At 50.3% G+C, this 17994-nt stretch carries 13 protein-coding genes; 5 read left to right on the top strand and 8 right to left on the bottom strand.

Annotated features, from left to right (window positions below):
* Position 1 precedes the first annotated feature (1 nt).
* Positions 2-1420, bottom strand: a complete 1419-nt coding sequence (locus tag FYJ51_RS02885) for a type 2 periplasmic-binding domain-containing protein (RefSeq protein ID WP_154502991.1) — start codon at positions 1418-1420, stop codon at positions 2-4.
* Positions 1421-1776: 356 nt separating this feature from the next.
* On the opposite strand from FYJ51_RS02885, the gene FYJ51_RS02880 reads away from it, so the two are divergent.
* The 3 genes from FYJ51_RS02880 to FYJ51_RS02870 all read left to right on the top strand — a co-directional run bounded on the left by FYJ51_RS02880 (position 1777) and on the right by FYJ51_RS02870 (position 6263).
* Complete coding sequence (locus tag FYJ51_RS02880; protein WP_154502988.1) at positions 1777-4290, top strand: GH36-type glycosyl hydrolase domain-containing protein; 2514 nt, start codon at positions 1777-1779, stop codon at positions 4288-4290.
* 64 nt (positions 4291-4354) lie between these two features.
* Positions 4355-5380 (top strand): M42 family metallopeptidase, encoded by a 1026-nt coding sequence (locus tag FYJ51_RS02875; protein WP_154502985.1) that lies wholly within the window; start codon positions 4355-4357, stop codon positions 5378-5380.
* A 175-nt stretch (positions 5381-5555) separates the two neighbouring features.
* Positions 5556-6263 (top strand): DUF434 domain-containing protein, encoded by a 708-nt coding sequence (locus tag FYJ51_RS02870; protein WP_154502983.1) that lies wholly within the window; start codon positions 5556-5558, stop codon positions 6261-6263.
* Between the two features lie 217 nt (positions 6264-6480).
* Here the strand turns inward: FYJ51_RS02870 and FYJ51_RS02865 are convergent, their stop codons facing one another.
* The 7 genes from FYJ51_RS02865 to FYJ51_RS02835 all read right to left on the bottom strand — a co-directional run bounded on the left by FYJ51_RS02865 (position 6481) and on the right by FYJ51_RS02835 (position 15187).
* Complete coding sequence (locus FYJ51_RS02865) at positions 6481-7419, bottom strand: ABC transporter permease (RefSeq protein ID WP_105304659.1); 939 nt, start codon at positions 7417-7419, stop codon at positions 6481-6483.
* Positions 7409-8515 (bottom strand): ABC transporter permease, encoded by a 1107-nt coding sequence (locus FYJ51_RS02860; RefSeq protein WP_154502981.1) that lies wholly within the window; start codon positions 8513-8515, stop codon positions 7409-7411. Before FYJ51_RS02860 ends, FYJ51_RS02865 begins: the two co-directional genes overlap by 11 nt.
* On the bottom strand, positions 8512-10077 hold the full coding sequence (locus FYJ51_RS02855; RefSeq protein WP_154502979.1) for an ABC transporter ATP-binding protein: 1566 nt from the start codon (positions 10075-10077) through the stop codon (positions 8512-8514). The genes FYJ51_RS02860 and FYJ51_RS02855 overlap by 4 nt, the downstream gene beginning before the upstream one ends.
* 80 nt (positions 10078-10157) lie before the next feature.
* Complete coding sequence (locus tag FYJ51_RS02850; RefSeq protein WP_154502977.1) at positions 10158-11297, bottom strand: BMP family lipoprotein; 1140 nt, start codon at positions 11295-11297, stop codon at positions 10158-10160.
* Between the two features lie 137 nt (positions 11298-11434).
* Positions 11435-12325 (bottom strand): alpha/beta hydrolase, encoded by an 891-nt coding sequence (locus FYJ51_RS02845; protein ID WP_154502975.1) that lies wholly within the window; start codon positions 12323-12325, stop codon positions 11435-11437.
* Complete coding sequence (locus FYJ51_RS02840) at positions 12292-13212, bottom strand: nucleoside hydrolase (RefSeq protein ID WP_205946138.1); 921 nt, start codon at positions 13210-13212, stop codon at positions 12292-12294. The genes FYJ51_RS02845 and FYJ51_RS02840 overlap by 34 nt, the downstream gene beginning before the upstream one ends.
* Positions 13193-15187, bottom strand: coding sequence for an ADP-ribosylglycohydrolase family protein (locus tag FYJ51_RS02835; RefSeq protein WP_154502971.1), 1995 nt, complete (start codon positions 15185-15187; stop codon positions 13193-13195). Before FYJ51_RS02835 ends, FYJ51_RS02840 begins: the two co-directional genes overlap by 20 nt.
* Positions 15188-15309: 122 nt before the next feature.
* On the opposite strand from FYJ51_RS02835, the gene FYJ51_RS02830 reads away from it, so the two are divergent.
* Positions 15310-16839: a YjjI family glycine radical enzyme gene (locus FYJ51_RS02830; RefSeq protein ID WP_154502969.1), complete on the top strand. Its 1530-nt coding sequence runs from the start codon at positions 15310-15312 to the stop codon at positions 16837-16839.
* Positions 16817-17665 carry a YjjW family glycine radical enzyme activase gene (locus FYJ51_RS02825; RefSeq protein ID WP_154502967.1) on the top strand — a complete coding sequence of 283 codons (849 nt, stop codon included), beginning with the start codon at positions 16817-16819 and terminating at the stop codon, positions 17663-17665. The genes FYJ51_RS02830 and FYJ51_RS02825 overlap by 23 nt, the downstream gene beginning before the upstream one ends.
* Positions 17666-17994: the final 329 nt, after the last annotated feature.

Genomic DNA, 17994 nt, shown 5'->3' with positions numbered 1-17994 from the left:
ATTACTTCAGATTGTCCGTCTTGAGATCCGGATACTTCTCGCTGATTGCAGTAGCGAATGCTGCAAGTGCATCTTCATAGGTCTTATAGTTGCCATCGAAGTAGCCCTTCATAGCCGTCTGGAACTCTTCGTTGCAGCCCTGATCATAATCGGAGATGTTGCTCATATCGACCTTTTCAGCGCCTTCTTCAAGCATCTGATACGGATTCTGTCCGCCGAGCAGTGCGAGGTTGCCTTCATCCGAACCAGCAAGTTCCGTCAGAACAGACTTGGAGTTGACACAGTCAGAATCCTTCTTAGCGATTTCCTTCAGAACATCCTTGTCGGTGGTCATCGTCAGAATGATATCCTTGACGAGCGTCGGGTTATCGGTTCCAGCTGCTGCTGCGATCCATGTGCCGCCCCAGTAGAAGGACTGCGGACCAACGACATAGCCCCAGCCGCCCTTGGCAGCGATGGACTCTGCATCATCCTGAGCCAGGCTGAAGTTGAAGAACCATGCCGGTCCGAAGTAGCAGAAGATCTTGCCGGAAGCATACTTGCCTTTTGCCCAGTCATCGCCCCAGAGCTCGTAGGTATTCTCTTCTCCCGCATCAGCCAGTTCCTTGGAATCATCAACCCAGGCCTTGATGTTGTCATCGACCTGAACCTGATTATCATCGCTGACCCACTTCTCGGATACATTGTTGGAATATACACGGTACGTATCGTTAACGGAGCACATTACATAGCCAGCGTCCTTAGCCTTGGCAGCAGTTTCCTTGTATGCATCCCAGCTGCTGACAGCTTTCTGGACTTCTTCCGGATCATCTGTTCCGAGGATTTCCTTAGCTGCTTCACGGTTATAAATCAGACCAGCAGAGCAAGCCTGCCAGGAAGCACCCTTCAGAGCACCCGTGGAATCCGTGACGATATCCTTGGTGTACTGGAACTGATCAGAGAGATCGGAATCACTGATTCCCAGATCGCTCAGCGGCATCGTGACATCGCTGTTGACATACTTCAGCGCATAGTCAGCTTCCATCAGGAAGATATCAACCTTGTCATCTGCGGAAGCATCTGCGTTACCAGGAAGGATCGAGTCCAGATTATTCTGATAAGCATTGTCATCAGACGGAGTGATGATGAAGTTTACGGTCACATCACCGATCTTGCCGCCCTTGGTCACATCATCCTTGTCATTTGCGACGAAGCCAGGATAATGATCTGCGAGTCTGGAAGCGAATTCTGTATTCCAGCACTGAATGTTGAGAACCTTGCCCTCATCGGACGCTGCCGCTGCGGTTTCAGCCGCTGCTGCAGAAGTTGCTGCTGCAGCTGCGGATGTTGCTGCAGCTGCTGCTCCGTCAGACGATCCGCCGCAAGCTGCGAGACTTGCTGCCATCGTTGCGGAGAGTAAAACACTGACTACCTTTTTCATTCTTGGTTCTTCCTCCCTTTATAGCCTTGTGTTTATATCAGGCGGTGCCAGTACCGCCATGATAACCCTCACGAATCACTCCTTGCTCTGCAATAGTGTTGAAATTTCAGCATTTCGAGTTTCCAATTGCTTTATTTTTCAACGCTTTTTGTTTCGACACTGTCAATGTAACCCCTATCATTCTGATTTGCAATGATTTTTTCCAACTTTTTTAAAAAATTCTATTGACATCAAATATTTTTTCGATTATCGTAAACGTTTCAATTCGCATCATATCGCGCGTTTTCATTGTTTTCATAAAAATTACGTTAAATTTCGCCATCTTGTTTTCTGAATTATTCTCTCTACAATCATTGATGTATTATCTGCTTTGTGTCCTGTTCTGCAGGGAATTCCCTGATGTTTCGACAAACGCCAGGAAAACGGAGGACACGCATATCAAATACGGTTATTTTGATGATGAGAACCGGGAGTATGTGATCACGACTCCGAAGACCCCGCTGCCCTGGATCAATTACCTTGGCAATAAGGACTTCTTCAGTCTGATCTCCAATACCTGCGGCGGCTACTCATTCTATAAAGATGCGAAACTGCTTCGCATCACTCGCTATCGCTACAATAATGTTCCCTATGACAATAACGGTCATTACCTGTATATCCGCGATGGCAGCACGATCTGGAATCCCGGATGGCAGCCGATGCGGACCGATCTGGATTTCTATGAATGCCGGCATGGCCTCGGATACAGCCGGTTCACCGGAAGTCTGAATCAAGTCAAGGCGTCCGTTCTCAGCTTCGTTCCGATGAACGATGCCTGCGAGATCCAGCACGTCACCATCACCAATGAAGCTAACGAGGATAAGCACCTGCAGCTGTATTCCTATGTGGAATGGTGCCTCTGGAATGCAGATGATGACGAACGGAACTTCCAGCGCAATCTCAGCACAGGCGAAGTCGAAGTCGTCGATTCGACGATCTTCCACAAAACCGAATACCGCGAACGCCGCAATCACTTTGCCTTCTATACCGTCAACACGAACGTCGACGGCTTCGACACAGCCAGGGATCAGTTCCTCGGCTTCTATAACGGAGCCGATCAGCCTCAGGCAGTCCTCGAAGGAAAGTGCCATAACAGCATCGCATCAGGCTGGTCGCCGATTGCTGCCCATCAGATCAATCTGGACCTGAAACCGGGAGAAACCAGAACCTTCGTCTTCGTGCTCGGCTATATTGAGAATCCGGAAGACGAAAAATGGGAATCCAAAGGAGTCATCAACAAGACACGCGCCTGGGCAATGATTGATCGTTACAAGAGCGATGAACAGGTTCAGAAAGCTTTCGCAGAACTGAAAGACTACTGGACGGATCTTCTTTCGGTCTACCATGCCGAAACCAGCAACGACAAAGTCAATCGCATGGTCAATATCTGGAATCAGTACCAGTGCATGGTCACCTTCAATATGTCACGCTCGGCTTCTTACTATGAATCCGGCATCGGCAGAGGCATGGGCTTCCGTGATTCCAACCAGGACCTGCTCGGCTTCGTGCATCTGATTCCGGATCGGGCAAGACAGCGGATCATCGATATCGCCTCCACGCAGTTCGAAAACGGATCTGCCTATCATCAGTATCAGCCCCTGACCAAGAAGGGCAACTCTGATATCGGCAGCGGATTCAATGATGATCCGCTCTGGCTCATTGCCGGAACAAGCGCTTATGTCAGGGAAACCGGAGATACTTCAATTCTGAAAGAACTTGTTCCATTCGATAATGACGATTCGAAGGCGCAGCCGCTCATGGAACACCTGAAGCGCTCCTTTGATTTCACCGTAACGCACAAAGGTCCGCACGGTCTGCCCCAGATCGGCCGCGCAGACTGGAATGACTGTCTGAATCTCAACTGCTTCAGCAAGCATCCGGGTGAATCCTTCCAGACCTTTGGTCCTTCCGAAGGACCGGTAGCGGAATCTGTCTTCATTGCCGGCATGTTCGTCAAATACGGAAAAGAATATGCAGACCTTGCACGTCTCTTAGGGGATTCTGCTGAAGCCCAGCGGGCTGAGAAAGAAGTATCCATCATGTACCAGGCAATCCTGGATTATGGCTGGGATGGCGAATGGTTCTTAAGAGCCTATGATGCTGAGGGCAATAAAGTCGGTTCTCATGAATGCGAAGAAGGACAGATCTTCATTVAACCGCAGGGATTCTGCGTGCTGGCAGGCGTCGGCATCAAAGAAGGCCTTGCCGCGAAAGCCCTGAAGTCGGTTCAGGAAAAGCTTGATACCAAGTACGGCATCATGATCCTGCAGCCTGCCTATACGATCTATCACCTCGAACTTGGCGAAATCAGCTCCTACCCGCCTGGATACAAAGAGAATGGCGGCATCTTCTGCCATAACAACCCATGGGTTTCGATTGCAGAAACCGCAATCGGAGACGGCAACCGGGCCTTCGAGATCTACCGCAGAACATGTCCTGCCTATACCGAGGAAATCTCTGAAATCCACGCAGCAGAACCATATGTCTACTGCCAGATGGTAGCAGGGAAAGACGCAAAGTTCTTCGGCCAGGGAAAGAACTCCTGGCTCACAGGAACCGCCGCATGGACCTTTGCTGATATCTCCCAGTATATTCTCGGTGTCTATCCGACCTTGTACGGTCTGTCCATCAATCCTTGCGTGCCGGAAGGATTCGGCGACTTCACTGTAACGAGAAAATACCGCGGAACCACTTATCATATCCATGTTGCAAATCCGGACAATGTCCAGAAAGGCATTGCCTCAATCACCATGGACGGAAAAGAGATCGAAGGCCATGTGCTTCCGATCAGCACAGCGAAAGAAGCTGAAGTAGAAGTGGTCATGGGATAATCCATGCATGCAGGAAGACAGAATCGGATTTCATCTGTATGCTGATTCCTGCAAGGAGCATTCTATGGAACAGATCTATTCATACATTTCTGATCAGCTGATTCACCTCACTTCCATTGCCAGTCCTACCGGCTATACGCATCAGGTCACTGACTATCTTCTCTCACACCTTTCAGAGCTTGGGTATCAGCCCGAGCGATCCCGCAAGGGGAACGTTTCCGTCACGCTTGGCGGTGACGGAAATCCCCTGGTATTGGCAGCTCATGTGGATACGCTCGGCGCGATGGTACGGTCCATCAAGACGAACGGCAGACTGCGGCCGACGACCCTCGGCGGCCATCAGTGGAGAACCGCGGATGGAGAAAACTGCACCGTCTTCACGAGAGATGGCAGAAGCTATTCGGGCATGGTTCTGAATACCGAGCCATCTGCGCATGTAGCAGATATGCCTGTTGAGATCAAGGAAGAGAACATGGAGATTCTTCTGGATGAAAATGTCCATGACAAGGCTGGTGCAGAAGCACTAGGCATCCAGACTGGCGATATCATTGCCATGGATCCCAAGACCGTCATTACGCCTTCCGGTCTGATCAAGAGCAGGTTTCTGGATGACAAGCTTTCTTCCGCGATCCTGCTGGGTCTTGCAGAAGAAATAGCGGAGAAGAAGATTATCCTGAAGCGGAAGGTCACGCTGCTGTTTACGGTCTATGAAGAAGTCGGACATGGCGGCTGCGTGGTTCCGGAAGATACGGAAGACATGATTTCTGTCGATATGGGCTGCGTCGGCGCAGACCTCAACTGCACAGAGAGGATGGTATCAATCTGTGTGAAGGACAGCGGCGGTCCATACAACTATGAGCTGACGAGCGAATTAGCTCTGCTTGCTAAGAAACATCATCTGCAGTATGCCCTGGATATCTACCCTCATTACGGGTCAGATGTCGAAGCAACATTGAGGGCAGGCTATGATGTCCGTCATGCGCTGATCGGTCCTGGCGTATATGCGTCGCACAATTATGAGCGTTCTCATATCGATGCAGTAAAGAATACGTTCGGTCTTCTGAATGCATATCTAGGCATTCAGGAATAATCTCATCAAGGGAGTCTAGCTGGATGATGTCCAGCCTGGACTTCCTTTTTTTCATAGCAATGATTGCAGGCGTATTTCCAAGGCGGCATATGTGCCACTTCAGCTGCTGGCTCATAATCTTTCAGGCAGACTGCTTTCTTGTTTCCGGAATTCAGAATTGGTTCATAATGAACGTATGAAGAATGTGCGCAGAGGCTTCAGTCCGGAAGATGAGAAGCTGTTTTCAGAAGAAGAACTCAGAAAGATCTCTCTTTGTGCTTACGAGACTGCTTTTCTTCTGGAGCGAGGTTATCCGCTGAAATCGGCAGTCACTTATACTTCCAATCATCGGCTGCTGGCAGAACGTCAGCGCAATGCGCTTGCCCGCATGACCGCATGCCCCTGTCGGCTGAAGCTCAGACAGCAGAAGCAGATGGACCATCTCGATCCTGGCTGCACGGTAAACATCGATGCGTTCAATGCAGTCGTGATCATGGAAACTGCCCTTTCCCACAGCATTCTCCTTCGCTGCATGGATGGATGTATCCGCGACCTTTCCGGCCTTTCCGGAACCTATTCCATCATTTCTGCAACAGATGAAGCAATTGCCCGGATCCTGAATAAGCTGAAGAAAGAGCAGGCCGCTTCTGCAGTGTTCTGGATTGATGAACCCGTTTCTAACAGCGGCAGACTCAGGGAGCACCTTGCGGCAGGTGCAGAAGCACTCTCTTTTCCGGCTGAATTCCGGATGGTCCATGACGCAGATTATGCTCTGAAGAAACTGGATCATGTGATCTCTGGAGATTCCCAGGTTATCGAAGAATGCATCAGCTGGTACAATCTGTACCAGGATCTCATCGCAGACATGCCTGATCCATGGATCGCTGAATTGTCCCCGCGCTAGTTCTGCCGCTCGCCCGCGGCTTCTTACCTCCTAGGATAATGGAAGGGCTCATCTCAGCAGGAGAACGTTTCTGATAATTCCCGTTCGGATCTTTGATGCAGGCAGCTCCAAAGGCCTGCAGGGATTCTGCGGAAAACCCGAAGAAAAAGTCCCCGCAATAGGACTAGCACCTCATCATGCTGTCCTTTCTGCAGGGACCAATGGAATATGAATGAAATCAGGCAGCCTTCTTCTCTCTGGAAGCACGCAGCTTCGCAGCGGAGCGAATGCTCATGATGACTAATCCGATCAGAACGCTCAGATACGGAATCGTATTGATCAGTTCTGATGGCAGGTTTTCCAGGAGGAGCAGATTGACCAGACCGCTGGCAACCGAGAACAGCAGCGTCGCCCACATGACTTTCGGCAGATCTCTGCCTCCGACTGCAGCAGCCGCAACACCGATCCAGCCTCTGGAAGCAGTCATGTTGCTGGAGTAGATCGAGAGATAGCCCATGGAAAGATAAGCGCCTCCCATTGCCGCAAGAATTCCGGAAATGATCACTGCGATCATACGGACCTTCGGAACCTTGATGCCGACAGATTCTGCTGCATTCGCATCCAGACCACATGCCTGCATGCGAAGTCCGAAAGACGTCTTGTATACCAGAATATAGAGCAGAATCATCATGGCGATGCAGATATACGTCAGGAAGTAATGTCCGCTGATGATTTCTCCAAGAATCGGAATATTCTCGATGAACGGGATATTCACGGACGGAAGTGTCTTTGAAGGCAATGATGCAGTCGTTCCCTTGGACCCTGTCCATAGCAGCAGCAGGAAGATCGCAAAGTCAGCCGAGAACAGGTTCAAGGCAATACCAATCATGATCGGATCTGCCTTCATCTTCATCGTGAAGAAGCCCATCAATAGTCCGCATCCGATCCCGATCGCAATTGCACCGAGCAGACCGAGCCATGCACTGCCGGTGATCGCTGAGAAGTAGACCCCGAACAATGCACCGAAGTTCATGATTCCTTCAATCGCGATATTCGGGATACCGGCAAGCGAAGCAATATAGGAAGATAGAGATGCATACATCAGCGGTGTTCCGACCCGGATGATGATGAAGAGGAAACTTGCGCTGAATAACTGAGACCAGATGCTAGTCTGCATGTTTCTCTGCCTCCTTTTCCTGTTTCAGAAGCTGTCTAGACCGCCATCTCTGCAGGAAGAACTGGCTGGAGATGAGCAGCGTCAGAATGACTTCGACAATCGAGATCATCTTGATATCGATATAAGGCGTGCTGTTGGCAAGCAGCTGAGCACTTGCCCTGAGATAGCTGATGCCGAAGGATGCGACCAGAACTCCGATCGGATCATTCTTGCCAAGCATCGTGATCATTGCACCAGAGAAGCCAAGACCAGGAAGCGTGCTCCACGTGAATGCCTTGTACATGCCAAGCAGTTCTACCGCAGAGCCTACCCCGCCGATAGCACCGGCAATGAAATGCACCAGCATGAACGTGCCGAAGGCACCCATGCCGGAATACATGGCAAACTTCGGATTGATGCCCGAAATCCGGATCGAATAGCCAAGCTTCGTTTTATATAGCAGCACCCAGACGAACACGACCATGGCAAGGGCGATGATGAGACCGCTGTGGACCTGGGTCTTCGGAATGATGGTTTCCAGTCTTGCCGAAGACGTGAATGGAGCAGAACTTGTACCAGTCGTTCCGGAGATTGCCAGGAACGTTTTGACGATCCAGAAGCCCACGCCATACAGGATGTTATTCAGCATGAGTGAGATTACCATCTCATCGGTCTTGAACTTCGCATTGAGATATCCGGGCAGCAGCGACAGCAGTCCGCCGGCAATGCCCGCCATCACAATCGGAACAAGCGAATCGATGAATCCATTCCCGGTCGTGAATGCCGCATTCGTTGCAAAATAGGTTGCCACGACCCCGGAGAAGTAGAAGACACCTTCCGTGCCGAGATTGAAGAGCCCCATGCGGAAATACAGCAATGTCGCAAGTCCAGCAAATGTCAGCGGAATCACCTTGACGAGCACATAGCCGAAGTAATTCGCCTTCGTCAGCGGCAGAATCAATAGCTGAATGAAATCATGCAGCGGCTGATCGGAAACGAAGCAGAGAACGATAAACGTCACGATCAGTGCTACGGTAATGGAAGCCAGGATGCGCAGTGCCTCAAAAGGCTTTTCATCCGTCAGATGCCAGGAATTTTTCTTCTTTGTCTCTGTCATTCTGCTGCCCTCCGTATTTCTTCTTCGCTCTGCTTTCTGGTACCGAGCATATAGAGTCCGAGCTCATTCTCGCTGATGCCATGCAGATCAGGGAAATAGGCAACGATTTCTCCTTCGAATAAGATAATCAGAGAATCGCTGACCGACATGACTTCATTGAGGTCTGCACTGACCAGCAGCACTGCTGCGCCTTCATTGCGCATCTCGATCAGCTGATGATGAATATAATCTGCTGATCCGATATCGATTCCTCTGGTCGGCTGTTCCGCAATCATGCACCGGGGAGCGGTCTTCCATTCTCTTGCCACGACGACTTTCTGAATATTGCCGCCGGACATCTGGCTGACCTTTTCCTTCTCATTCTTAGCCTTGATCGCGAACTGCTTCATCAGTTCCTGAGCAGTTGCCCGGATTGCATTCTCATGCAGGAACACCTTCCCGGAATACTCCGGTTTCTCATAATACGTCGAGATCAGATTGTCCTGGATGCTTGCACTAGCCGCAACCCCGTCAGACATGCGGTCTTCCGGAATATAGGAGAGACCAGCAAGGCGCTTATCATGAATGCTCAGATCATCAATCGGCTTTCCGCAGAGATCAATCGTACCGCCTTCCTTGACGCCCATGCCGGTGATCGCATCAATCAGCTCTTCCTGTCCATTGCCTTCAACTCCGGCAACCCCGAGAATCTGGCCTGCATGCACGCAGAAGCTGATGTCATTGACCTTGGTTACCCCATTCTCCACGCAGGAGACATGCTGCACATCGAGGATGCGGTCATGGGTTCCGGCATCCTTGCGCAGATGATCATAGGAGCTTTCCAGCTTTCTGCCGATAATGAGCTGAGTCAGCTTATCAATCGTGATGCTGTCATCATTGACGAAAGTTCCCTTGGTCTCGCCATTGCGGATGACCGTGATGCGGTCGGAGATATCCTTGACCTCATTGAGCTTATGAGAAATGAAGATGATCGTGTGCCCATGTTCGCGGAAGCTTCTCAGCTGATCAAACAGCTGAACCGTTTCCTGCGGCGTCAGCACTGCCGTCGGCTCATCAAGAATGATGACCTCTGCTTTGCGGTACAGCGTCTTCAGGATTTCGACTTTCTGACGTGCACTGACCGTCAGATCAGCAACCAGATCAGTCGCCTTGATCTCATCGAAATGATATTCATGCGCAAGTGCCTCCGTCTCTTCATTGGCCTTCTGCATGTCGATGAAACCCTTGGACTTTTCCGGTTCTGCCCCGAGAACGATGTTCTGTGCAACCGTGAAGCTCGGAATCAGCATGAAGTGCTGATGCACCATGCCGATGCCATTTTCGATTGCTTCCATGGAAGACTGAAAATGCACTTCTTTTCCTTTGTAAAAGATGCGGCCATCTGACGGCTTCTCAATCGCGAAGATGATCTTCATGAGCGTCGACTTCCCCGCTCCATTCTCTCCGACAATGGAATGAATTTCCCCCCTGTGGAAAGAAACATTGATATTCCGGTTGGCAACCGTGCCGTTCGGGTAGATCTTGGAAATATTCTCAAGCCTCAGGATCTCTTTTTCACTCATATCCTGTCCCTTTCTTTATTGAAAAAGATGCTCCGGAACAGGTATTTCGGAGCATCTTCATGAAACCTGAAGGAAAACGATCAGTTCAGAGCTGTCTTTTCAAGCCAGGTATCGTAGGAAGTATTATCTTTCAGCTGGTCATTGACCGTGACTTCGCCGCTTACAACCTTGTCGATCTGAGCCTGGATCGCAGCCCGCTGTTCCTCTGTCGTATTCGCCTCGTAATTCTCATTCTCAGCAAGGCCGATGCCGCCATCCTTGATGCCGAGCGTCTTCTGGGTACCATATGCGGCAGTCCCATCGATCATCTCGCTGACAGCAGAAAGAATACCCTGATCGCACTTCTTCTCGGAAGAAGTCAGAATATGAGCAGCCAGTTCAGGCTGGTTGTCTTTGAATGCCATGTACTGATCAGAGTCAACTCCGATTGCCCAGAAATCTTCTTCAGCCGCAGCCTCAAACAGACCATTTCCTGCACCGCCAGCCGCATGATAGATGACATCTGCGCCCTGGCTGTGCATATTGCTCGCAATTTCCTTCGCCTTTGCAGTATCGGAGAAATCGCCGACAAAGCTGCTGATCACCTTGATATCCGGATTCACATCATATGCGCCCTGCATATAACCTGCCAGGAACTGCTTGATGCCATCCACTTCCGTGCCGCCGATGCAGCCGATGATGCCAGACTCAGAAACCGTTGCTGCAACGACACCTGCCGCATAACCCGCTTCATTTGCTGCATAGGTAATTGCATAGACATTATCGAGAGAATTGAGTGCTGCATCCGAGTAGTCGAAGTTCAGGAACTTGATATCCGGATATTCTTTTGCGACTTCAAGCATATACGGCTCATACTCGAAGTTGCCGGAGATGATGATGTCATAGTCGGAATCTGCAGCCTGACGGTAAGCAGTATCCCAGCCGCCGGCATCCGTGCCCATCTCGATCAGGTTGGTTTCGACAGCACTGCCGTACTTATCAGTCAGAAGAGAAAGTCCGTTGTAAGCAGTATCGAAATAAGACTGATCACCAATATACGGAAGAACCAATGCAATACGTGTGACATCACCAGATGCAGCGCCTTCTGCGGACGCAGAAGCTGCAGAATCAGATGATGCAGCTGCGGATGCTGCAGCAGTACTTGCGGATGCGCTGCTGTTTCCGCAGCCTGCCAGTGACATAGCCATTGCTGCACTCAGGAACAAAGCGAACTTCTTCATATTTTCCTCCCTTTGTAAATGTGAAAGACGTTCTTTAAAACAGAGACATTGTAAAACAAAAGCTGTTCCGTTCAAGTCTTTTTTCAGCAATCATGATGATTTTCATCAATTGCGACACAAACTGATCATACAGTCACTTAGCGAAAGAACGCAGCCACCTGTTCAGAAGAGAAAAACCAGGAATCTGCATGCTCCTTTCCAGCTTCCAGATGCAACGATACTTTTCCGGCATTTCCTGTTTCTGCTGCCCGCTCAAAGAACTGAACTGACTGCAGATACGGAAGAAGCGAATCCGAAAGGCCATGCACAAGAACCACCTGCGGCATCTTTTCGGAAATCCAGAAAACCGGAGAAGCAGCTTTTCGTTCTTTCTVGTCATGATAATGAGGCCCCATCATGATCGAGATCAGAGAATTCTCTCCTGCACAGCTCTGATTATTCAAGCCAAAAAGCCTCGATTGAGCCTCGACTGTATCAAGATCAGTCAGCGGATAATAAGCAATCACCTTATGCACAGTCGTATCTCCATTGATTCCGAAATACGCATTCTCTGCCATTCCGGTCAATAATGCCAGATGTCCTCCGGCAGATTCTCCCCACAAAGTAATATCATCCGGTTCCAGCCGATATTCCTCAGCATGTCTCTTCAGAAACAGGATGCATCGCTTCAGGTCGATCACCTGTCTTGGCCAGATATCATCAAGAGCCAGCGTATAGTCCGGAATTGCCACTGCATAGCCAAACTTCAGCGGCTCCAGCATCAGCTCTGCATACTTGTCTTCCTTGAATCCAGAAACCCAGCCTCCTCCGAAAATCGAAATCACCAGCGGATACTTCTCTCTCTTTTCTTCCGGGTAATATAAGTCCAGCTTCAGTCCTTCCGTATACTCAATATCCGGTTTTCTGGTCGGATAGTTCGAAACCTCCATATGCCCGAGATCATAATCCAGAAAATCTTTCAGCATCGGAGTCATCACAATATCCGTGCGCTTCATCATCTCATCTCCTGGTCCAGCTTCCGTATGCATGAACAGATTTCCTTGCGGAATGCAATCGGATCAGTGTGTTCCAGCACCTTCACTCGGTTTCCTTCCCGGAAGATCGTCTGTCCCCGCGTCTCTTCTCCCTGAGTCACCACTTCCATTGCATGCATGAAGCTGCTGAATCGCTCCGGATGCAGCAGATAATAAGGAACACCGAGATCGAATACCGTATATGCATGCATACCGTGATGGCGGCCATACTCCGCAAAGAAGTCCATCAGGGCGCCAGCCATCTGCGCTGTCTTTCCGGAATCCTTCTTCCAGCCGCTGATCTCCTGTTCCGTGATCGTGCAGTCCGCGCAGGCTTCTAAGGGAAGAATGGTGAGCGGGATCGTGCTCTCTGCCACTTCTTTCAGCGCATGCGGATCCGCATACACATTGAACTCTGCATGCTTCAGAATATTGCCGCCGGAAACCGCTCCGCCCATCATCACGATCGCTTCGATCTTATCTGCATCTTCCGGCCATTTTCTCAGCAGCAGGGCAAGATTGGTCAATGGTGCAAGCGCCAGGATCGTCACCGGTTCTGCAGATTTCTGCAACTGCTCATGAATCCATTCCGGAGCATTCAGCGATACGGGTTCCGTAACCGGATCAGGAAAATCATATCCTTCCAGTCCATTGTATCCATGTGCTGCCTGGGGTTCTGGATCATAGACCAGCGGCTTCAAGGATCCTCTTGCCACTGGGATATCTGTTCTCCCGATCCATTCCAGCACGTGCAGCGCATTCTCTGTCACGCGCTCACAGAGATTGTTTCCGCAGACGGTGCTGATGCCCAGCAGCTCAAATGTTTCCGGGTGAGCCAGAGTTTCCAGGATTGCCATCACATCATCATGGCCCGGATCACAGTCAATGATTACTTTGCGCATAAGCTTCCTCCTCATTCATGCCGCATGACTTCACATTCAGAAAACCGGACATATTCTCGATTCCAAGCGGACCATATTTTCCCTGAAAAGACCATTTTCTCCGGAAGGCGGTTCCTTCTGATACCAGAGCGATGTCATTTTCTGAAATTCTCAGATACCCGGAATGAATCTCTGCTGTCATCAGTTCCTGTTCTTCCAGGAAGTCATCCTTCTGAACAAAGCGCGACACTCCCTTCTCCGTGACATGGATGCCTTCTTTTCTCAGCATTCCCCTCCAGTTCCAGGAGAACCGGAAATCCGGATGCTCTGCTTCCCATTTCAGGGTCAGCGTATGCGCTGAGGAAGAATCATTGCTGAAGTTCACTTCACTGCCTGCCTCCATGCAGAGTCCATCTTCATAGAAGGCTGTACCTCTGGTCAGCACCAGGTTCTCAAGCGTGATCCATCTTCCGCCTGAAAACTGCGGACCTCGGTCTTCATTCTGAAGCAGCGTGAAGTCAAGCAGATAAGAAGGACGTTTCGCAATGCTGATCCGGTTGACATAGAAACACGCTCCGCGTACAGGCTTGCATGCCCTGACCATCAGTCCGGTTTCAAGAATCGGAGCACAGGCTGACGAAGTCTGCAGAGAAGAGAAGATTCTGCCATTTTGGTCTCTGATATAAGGAACGATCTGAACCGGCAGCTGATTGCGATCAAGCTCATAATGAACCTGATCGCCTGGCTCCAGAATCGCAGTAAACTGCGGCTGATAGCGGCAGTCATACACATCCTCAGGTCTCATATAAGTCTTCGTGCGGACCATGACCGTTGAATTCTCCGGAAGATCCGTAAGCGTGATGCGCAGTCTTCCATGATCCGTGCTGCAAAGCACGGCAGGATTCTCACACGAATATCCGAGTGTTCCATACGGAAGCGAGAAGTTCTCTGCGTGTTCTGGTTGTTTCCCATGCAGAGATAATGCCAGATCGGCAAGCCTGGATGCTTCGACAGAAAGATGGCTCAGATTATGACTTCCCAGAGAACTGCTGCAGAGAATCATATCCTCAAATGGCGTGATCCAGCATGGATCCATGCCATCCAGCCCAAGCATCATTCCGAGAATCGATCCCGCATTGCCAAGATTGCAGTCCGTATCACAGCCTGCTTCTGCAATCAGCCGCATCGTCCCATTGAAGTCTCCATCTCCGTATAACAGCCCATACAGCAGAATTGCCGTATTCGGCAGAATATGGCAGCTTCCGGGATAGTGATCATATCCTTTCGTCTCTTCAATCCACTTCAGGCAGTCTTCCGGATTCTGATGAGCCTGATGAAACTCCGAAACTTCCCGGACCATTGCCGCATAGCCACTGCCCGGATCCAGCATCGAATAAGCTTTTTCAATCACTTCTCTGATCGAGCTGCTGTTCCATGCAGCAGCCACTGCAGAAGCCACGAAGATTCCGCCCTGAATCCCATCGCCATCATGCGTCACACTGCTCATCTTCCTGGCCAGTTCCGCAGCTTCCTCAATATTTCCGAGACTCATCCACCCCCAGCAGTCGCTGAAGATCTGGCCCCCGATCTGCTCAGCCAGGACATTGCCATTGGTTTCCCGACTTCCGGAGGCAGGTGCCTTGATTCCTTTCTTCAGATTGGTATAAGCGCGATGCTCGGTCGCAATGTCTTCTCCTCCCCACCAGAAGAAACCTGTCCCATCAGAGATGATATTCCGCATCCAGTCACCCATTTCTTCTGCTGTCACTTCTGCAATCGGGTGATCCTTCAGAACCCATGGAAAAAAGAGAGGGCCGTTGATATCATCATCAGCCGCAAACTGACCATAATCGAGCAGGTAGCTTCTGACTGGTGCATATCCCTTTCTGACCAATGGTCCGCTCATTCCTTCAATCGGAGCACCAAGCCGTACCCCGATGCATTTGCCTAAGAGAGAGGCATAGATTTTCTCTGTTACTGTATGATTTCTGTTCATGCTGTGACTATAGCATAGGCTGACTGTCCTGGTGCAATCTCTTCTTTTTTTCTGCAGTCAGATTTCTGGGGCGCTGAGTTATACTATGATATAGTTTCCCTGGAAAAATGGAGGAGATAGACATGACCGAACAGGCAAGCCCGATTGTTCAGATCCTTGCGGATCCTACTCTGACATACAATCAGCAGCTTATTGCGCTGGCAAGATATGCCGAGAATACAGACCATACCATTCCTTTAAGCAAGGAATACCTCAAAGCAAAAGAAGAACGGATTCTCTGCGACCTCGGAGAAGGCGCAGCCCCATACCGTCCTCGCTACATCTGCCCGGATTATTCGATCCTGATGAACAAAGGATCTGAATTCCTGCAGCTGGATGCTCCGAAGACCCTCGGAGAAGCACTGAACTCTCTGCTGATCATGTATCACTACGTTCCATCCGTCACCACGTTCCCGGTATACCTGGGCGACTGGGACGATCTGCTGGAACCATTCGTTCAGGCAGCTGGCTATGAACAGGCAAAGAAAGAGCTGAAACTGTTCCTTCTGAACATCGACCGTACTCTGAATGACTCTTTCGTTCACGCTGACCTCGGACCGCAGGACTCCATGACCGGAAGAATCGTTCTGGAACTCACCCAGGAAATGCAGCTGGCCGTTCCGAATCTCACAATCAAATACGACCCGGATGTCACTCCGAAAGAATTCGTAAAGCTTGCCGTTGAGTGCATGATGAAGACTGCAAAGCCTTCTTTTGCCAATGATCGCATGTTCCGCAAGGAATGGGGTGACAACTATGCCATCGCTTCCTGCTACAACGGCCTGAAGGTAGGCGGCGGAGGATTCACATTACCGCGTCTGCGCATGTACGAGTGCTCTCTGAAAGCAGAGAATACCGAAGACTTCCTGAACCGCGTACTTCCGTACTATGCAGGACTGATGCTGCAGAACATGGACGACCGCATTGACTTCCTGGTAAACCAGACGAACTTCTTCAAGTCCAATTTCCTTGTGAAGGAAGGCTTTGTCTCCCTGGACAACTTCACCGGCATGTTCGGTGTCGTCGGTCTCGCTGAAGCAGTCAATCACCTGCTCGGCATCACAGATCCGAAGAAAGGCTTCGGCAATAATCCGGAAGCCGATGAACTCGGCATCCGAATCATGGACCGTCTCACGGAAATCGTGAATGGACATGAAACCAAGTATGCAGCAGCCTTCGGGCACCGGTATCGTCTCCATGCCCAGGTCGGCATCGATTCTGATGGCCGCGAAGATTCTCCGGGTGCTCGTATTCCGATCGGCGCAGAACCAGTCATGCCGAAGCAGATCATCGAGAATACGAAGTTCCAGAAATACTTCCCGACTGGTGCAGGCGATATCTTCAAGTTCGAAGAAACCTGGGCAAATACTCCAGATGCCCTCGTGGAAATCGTGGAAGGCAGTATCCGCGGCGGCCTGAGATATTTCTCCGGCTACCTCGAGAACAATGATGTTGTCAGAGTCACCGGCTATCTGGTCAAGAAGAGCGAGCTTGCAAAGCTGGACCGCGGTGAACAGTCCATGAACAACTGCTCTGTATTCGGTCAGGGAGCACGCAATACTGCAGACGCTCTGGATCGCAGGATCGTACATGAAGAGGACTGCACCCGTTAACCGGATCATCGAGTTCTCCAATGTGGACGGCCCGGGAAACCGGACCTCCATTTTTGTTCAGAGCTGTCCGTTCCGCTGTCTTTACTGTCATAATCCGGAAACCATCACCATGTGCATCAGCTGCGGAGAATGCGTCACCACCTGCCCTCCGACTCCGAAAGCACTGTCCATGCAGGACCATAAAGTCGTATGGAACCAGGATGCCTGTGTCATGTGCGACACCTGCATCCATACCTGCAGACATCTCTCTTCTCCGAAGATCACCTGGATGACACCGGATGATGTTGCAGAAAGACTTCAGCTGACCCTCCCGTTCATCGAAGGCATCACGGTATCCGGAGGAGAATGCACTACCTATCCTGAATTCCTGACGGAACTCTTCAAGAAGGTTCACGCCATGAATAAAACCTGTTTCCTGGATTCCAATGGTGCCTGGCTCTATTCTGAGATGCCGGAGCTCATGGAACAGACGGATGCAGTCATGCTTGATGTCAAAGCATGGAATCCGGAATGGCATATGGAACTATGTTCCTACCCCAATGACAACGTCATTGCCAACCTGGCCTGGCTTCAGGAACACCATAAGCTCTATGAAGTCCGGACCGTATGTCTCCCGGAAGAACCGGAGCATAACGAAGATACGGTCCGCAATGTTGCAGAACACCTTGATCCCTCGATTCGCTACAAGCTGATCAAGTACCGCCCCTTCGGAGTCCGTGAAGAAGGCCTGAAACGCCTTGGCCATTCCATCACCAGCGAGGAAGAAATCCAGCGTCTGAAGAAGATTGCAGAAGACGCCGGAGCCCGAAATATCATTGTCGTATAAACAAAGAGCAGAGGGAATGCTGGAAACCCTATACAGTATAGGTTCTTCAGCATTCCCTCTTTTCTTATCGCTTTTCTGTCTGATTCCGGATTCCGAAATACTATTCTTCTTCAATCATTTATACCGGTCCCTTCCAGAACAGCAGGACGATTGCTGCATAACTTAAACCAAATGAGACCGCAACCGCTTCTCTTCCATCATCCTAGAAAGATCAGAAAACCATTGCAGGGATCAGAGAAATCATACCGCCCAGAAACGCAAGTGAATGCGGTGCATTTCTGTTTTTGCGGTATGTTTTTTCACATTCCAGTCAACAGATGGGCATTCAC

The sequence above is a fragment of the Stecheria intestinalis genome (assembly GCF_009696165.1).
Lineage (GTDB): Bacteria > Bacillota_I > Bacilli_A > Erysipelotrichales > Erysipelotrichaceae > Bulleidia > Bulleidia intestinalis.
The sequence above is the reverse complement of the archived record's forward strand: the minus strand, read 5'-3'. Positions and strand labels throughout refer to the sequence as shown.

Excerpts from the sequence above, each read along its gene's own strand:
- FYJ51_RS02865 (WP_105304659.1), bottom strand. The coding sequence starts at position 7,419 with ATGCAGACTAGCATCTGGTCTCAGTTATTCAGCGCAAGTTTCCTCTTC.
- FYJ51_RS02875 (WP_154502985.1), top strand. The coding sequence starts at position 4,355 with ATGGAACAGATCTATTCATACATTTCTGATCAGCTGATTCACCTCACT.
- FYJ51_RS02840 (WP_205946138.1), bottom strand. The coding sequence starts at position 13,212 with ATGCGCAAAGTAATCATTGACTGTGATCCGGGCCATGATGATGTGATG.
- FYJ51_RS02825 (WP_154502967.1), top strand. The coding sequence starts at position 16,817 with ATGAAGAGGACTGCACCCGTTAACCGGATCATCGAGTTCTCCAATGTG.
- FYJ51_RS02850 (WP_154502977.1), bottom strand. The coding sequence starts at position 11,297 with ATGAAGAAGTTCGCTTTGTTCCTGAGTGCAGCAATGGCTATGTCACTG.
- FYJ51_RS02855 (WP_154502979.1), bottom strand. The coding sequence starts at position 10,077 with ATGAGTGAAAAAGAGATCCTGAGGCTTGAGAATATTTCCAAGATCTAC.
- FYJ51_RS02835 (WP_154502971.1), bottom strand. The coding sequence starts at position 15,187 with ATGAACAGAAATCATACAGTAACAGAGAAAATCTATGCCTCTCTCTTA.
- FYJ51_RS02885 (WP_154502991.1), bottom strand. The coding sequence starts at position 1,420 with ATGAAAAAGGTAGTCAGTGTTTTACTCTCCGCAACGATGGCAGCAAGT.
- FYJ51_RS02870 (WP_154502983.1), top strand. The coding sequence starts at position 5,556 with ATGAAGAATGTGCGCAGAGGCTTCAGTCCGGAAGATGAGAAGCTGTTT.
- FYJ51_RS02860 (WP_154502981.1), bottom strand. The coding sequence starts at position 8,515 with ATGACAGAGACAAAGAAGAAAAATTCCTGGCATCTGACGGATGAAAAG.
- FYJ51_RS02830 (WP_154502969.1), top strand. The coding sequence starts at position 15,310 with ATGACCGAACAGGCAAGCCCGATTGTTCAGATCCTTGCGGATCCTACT.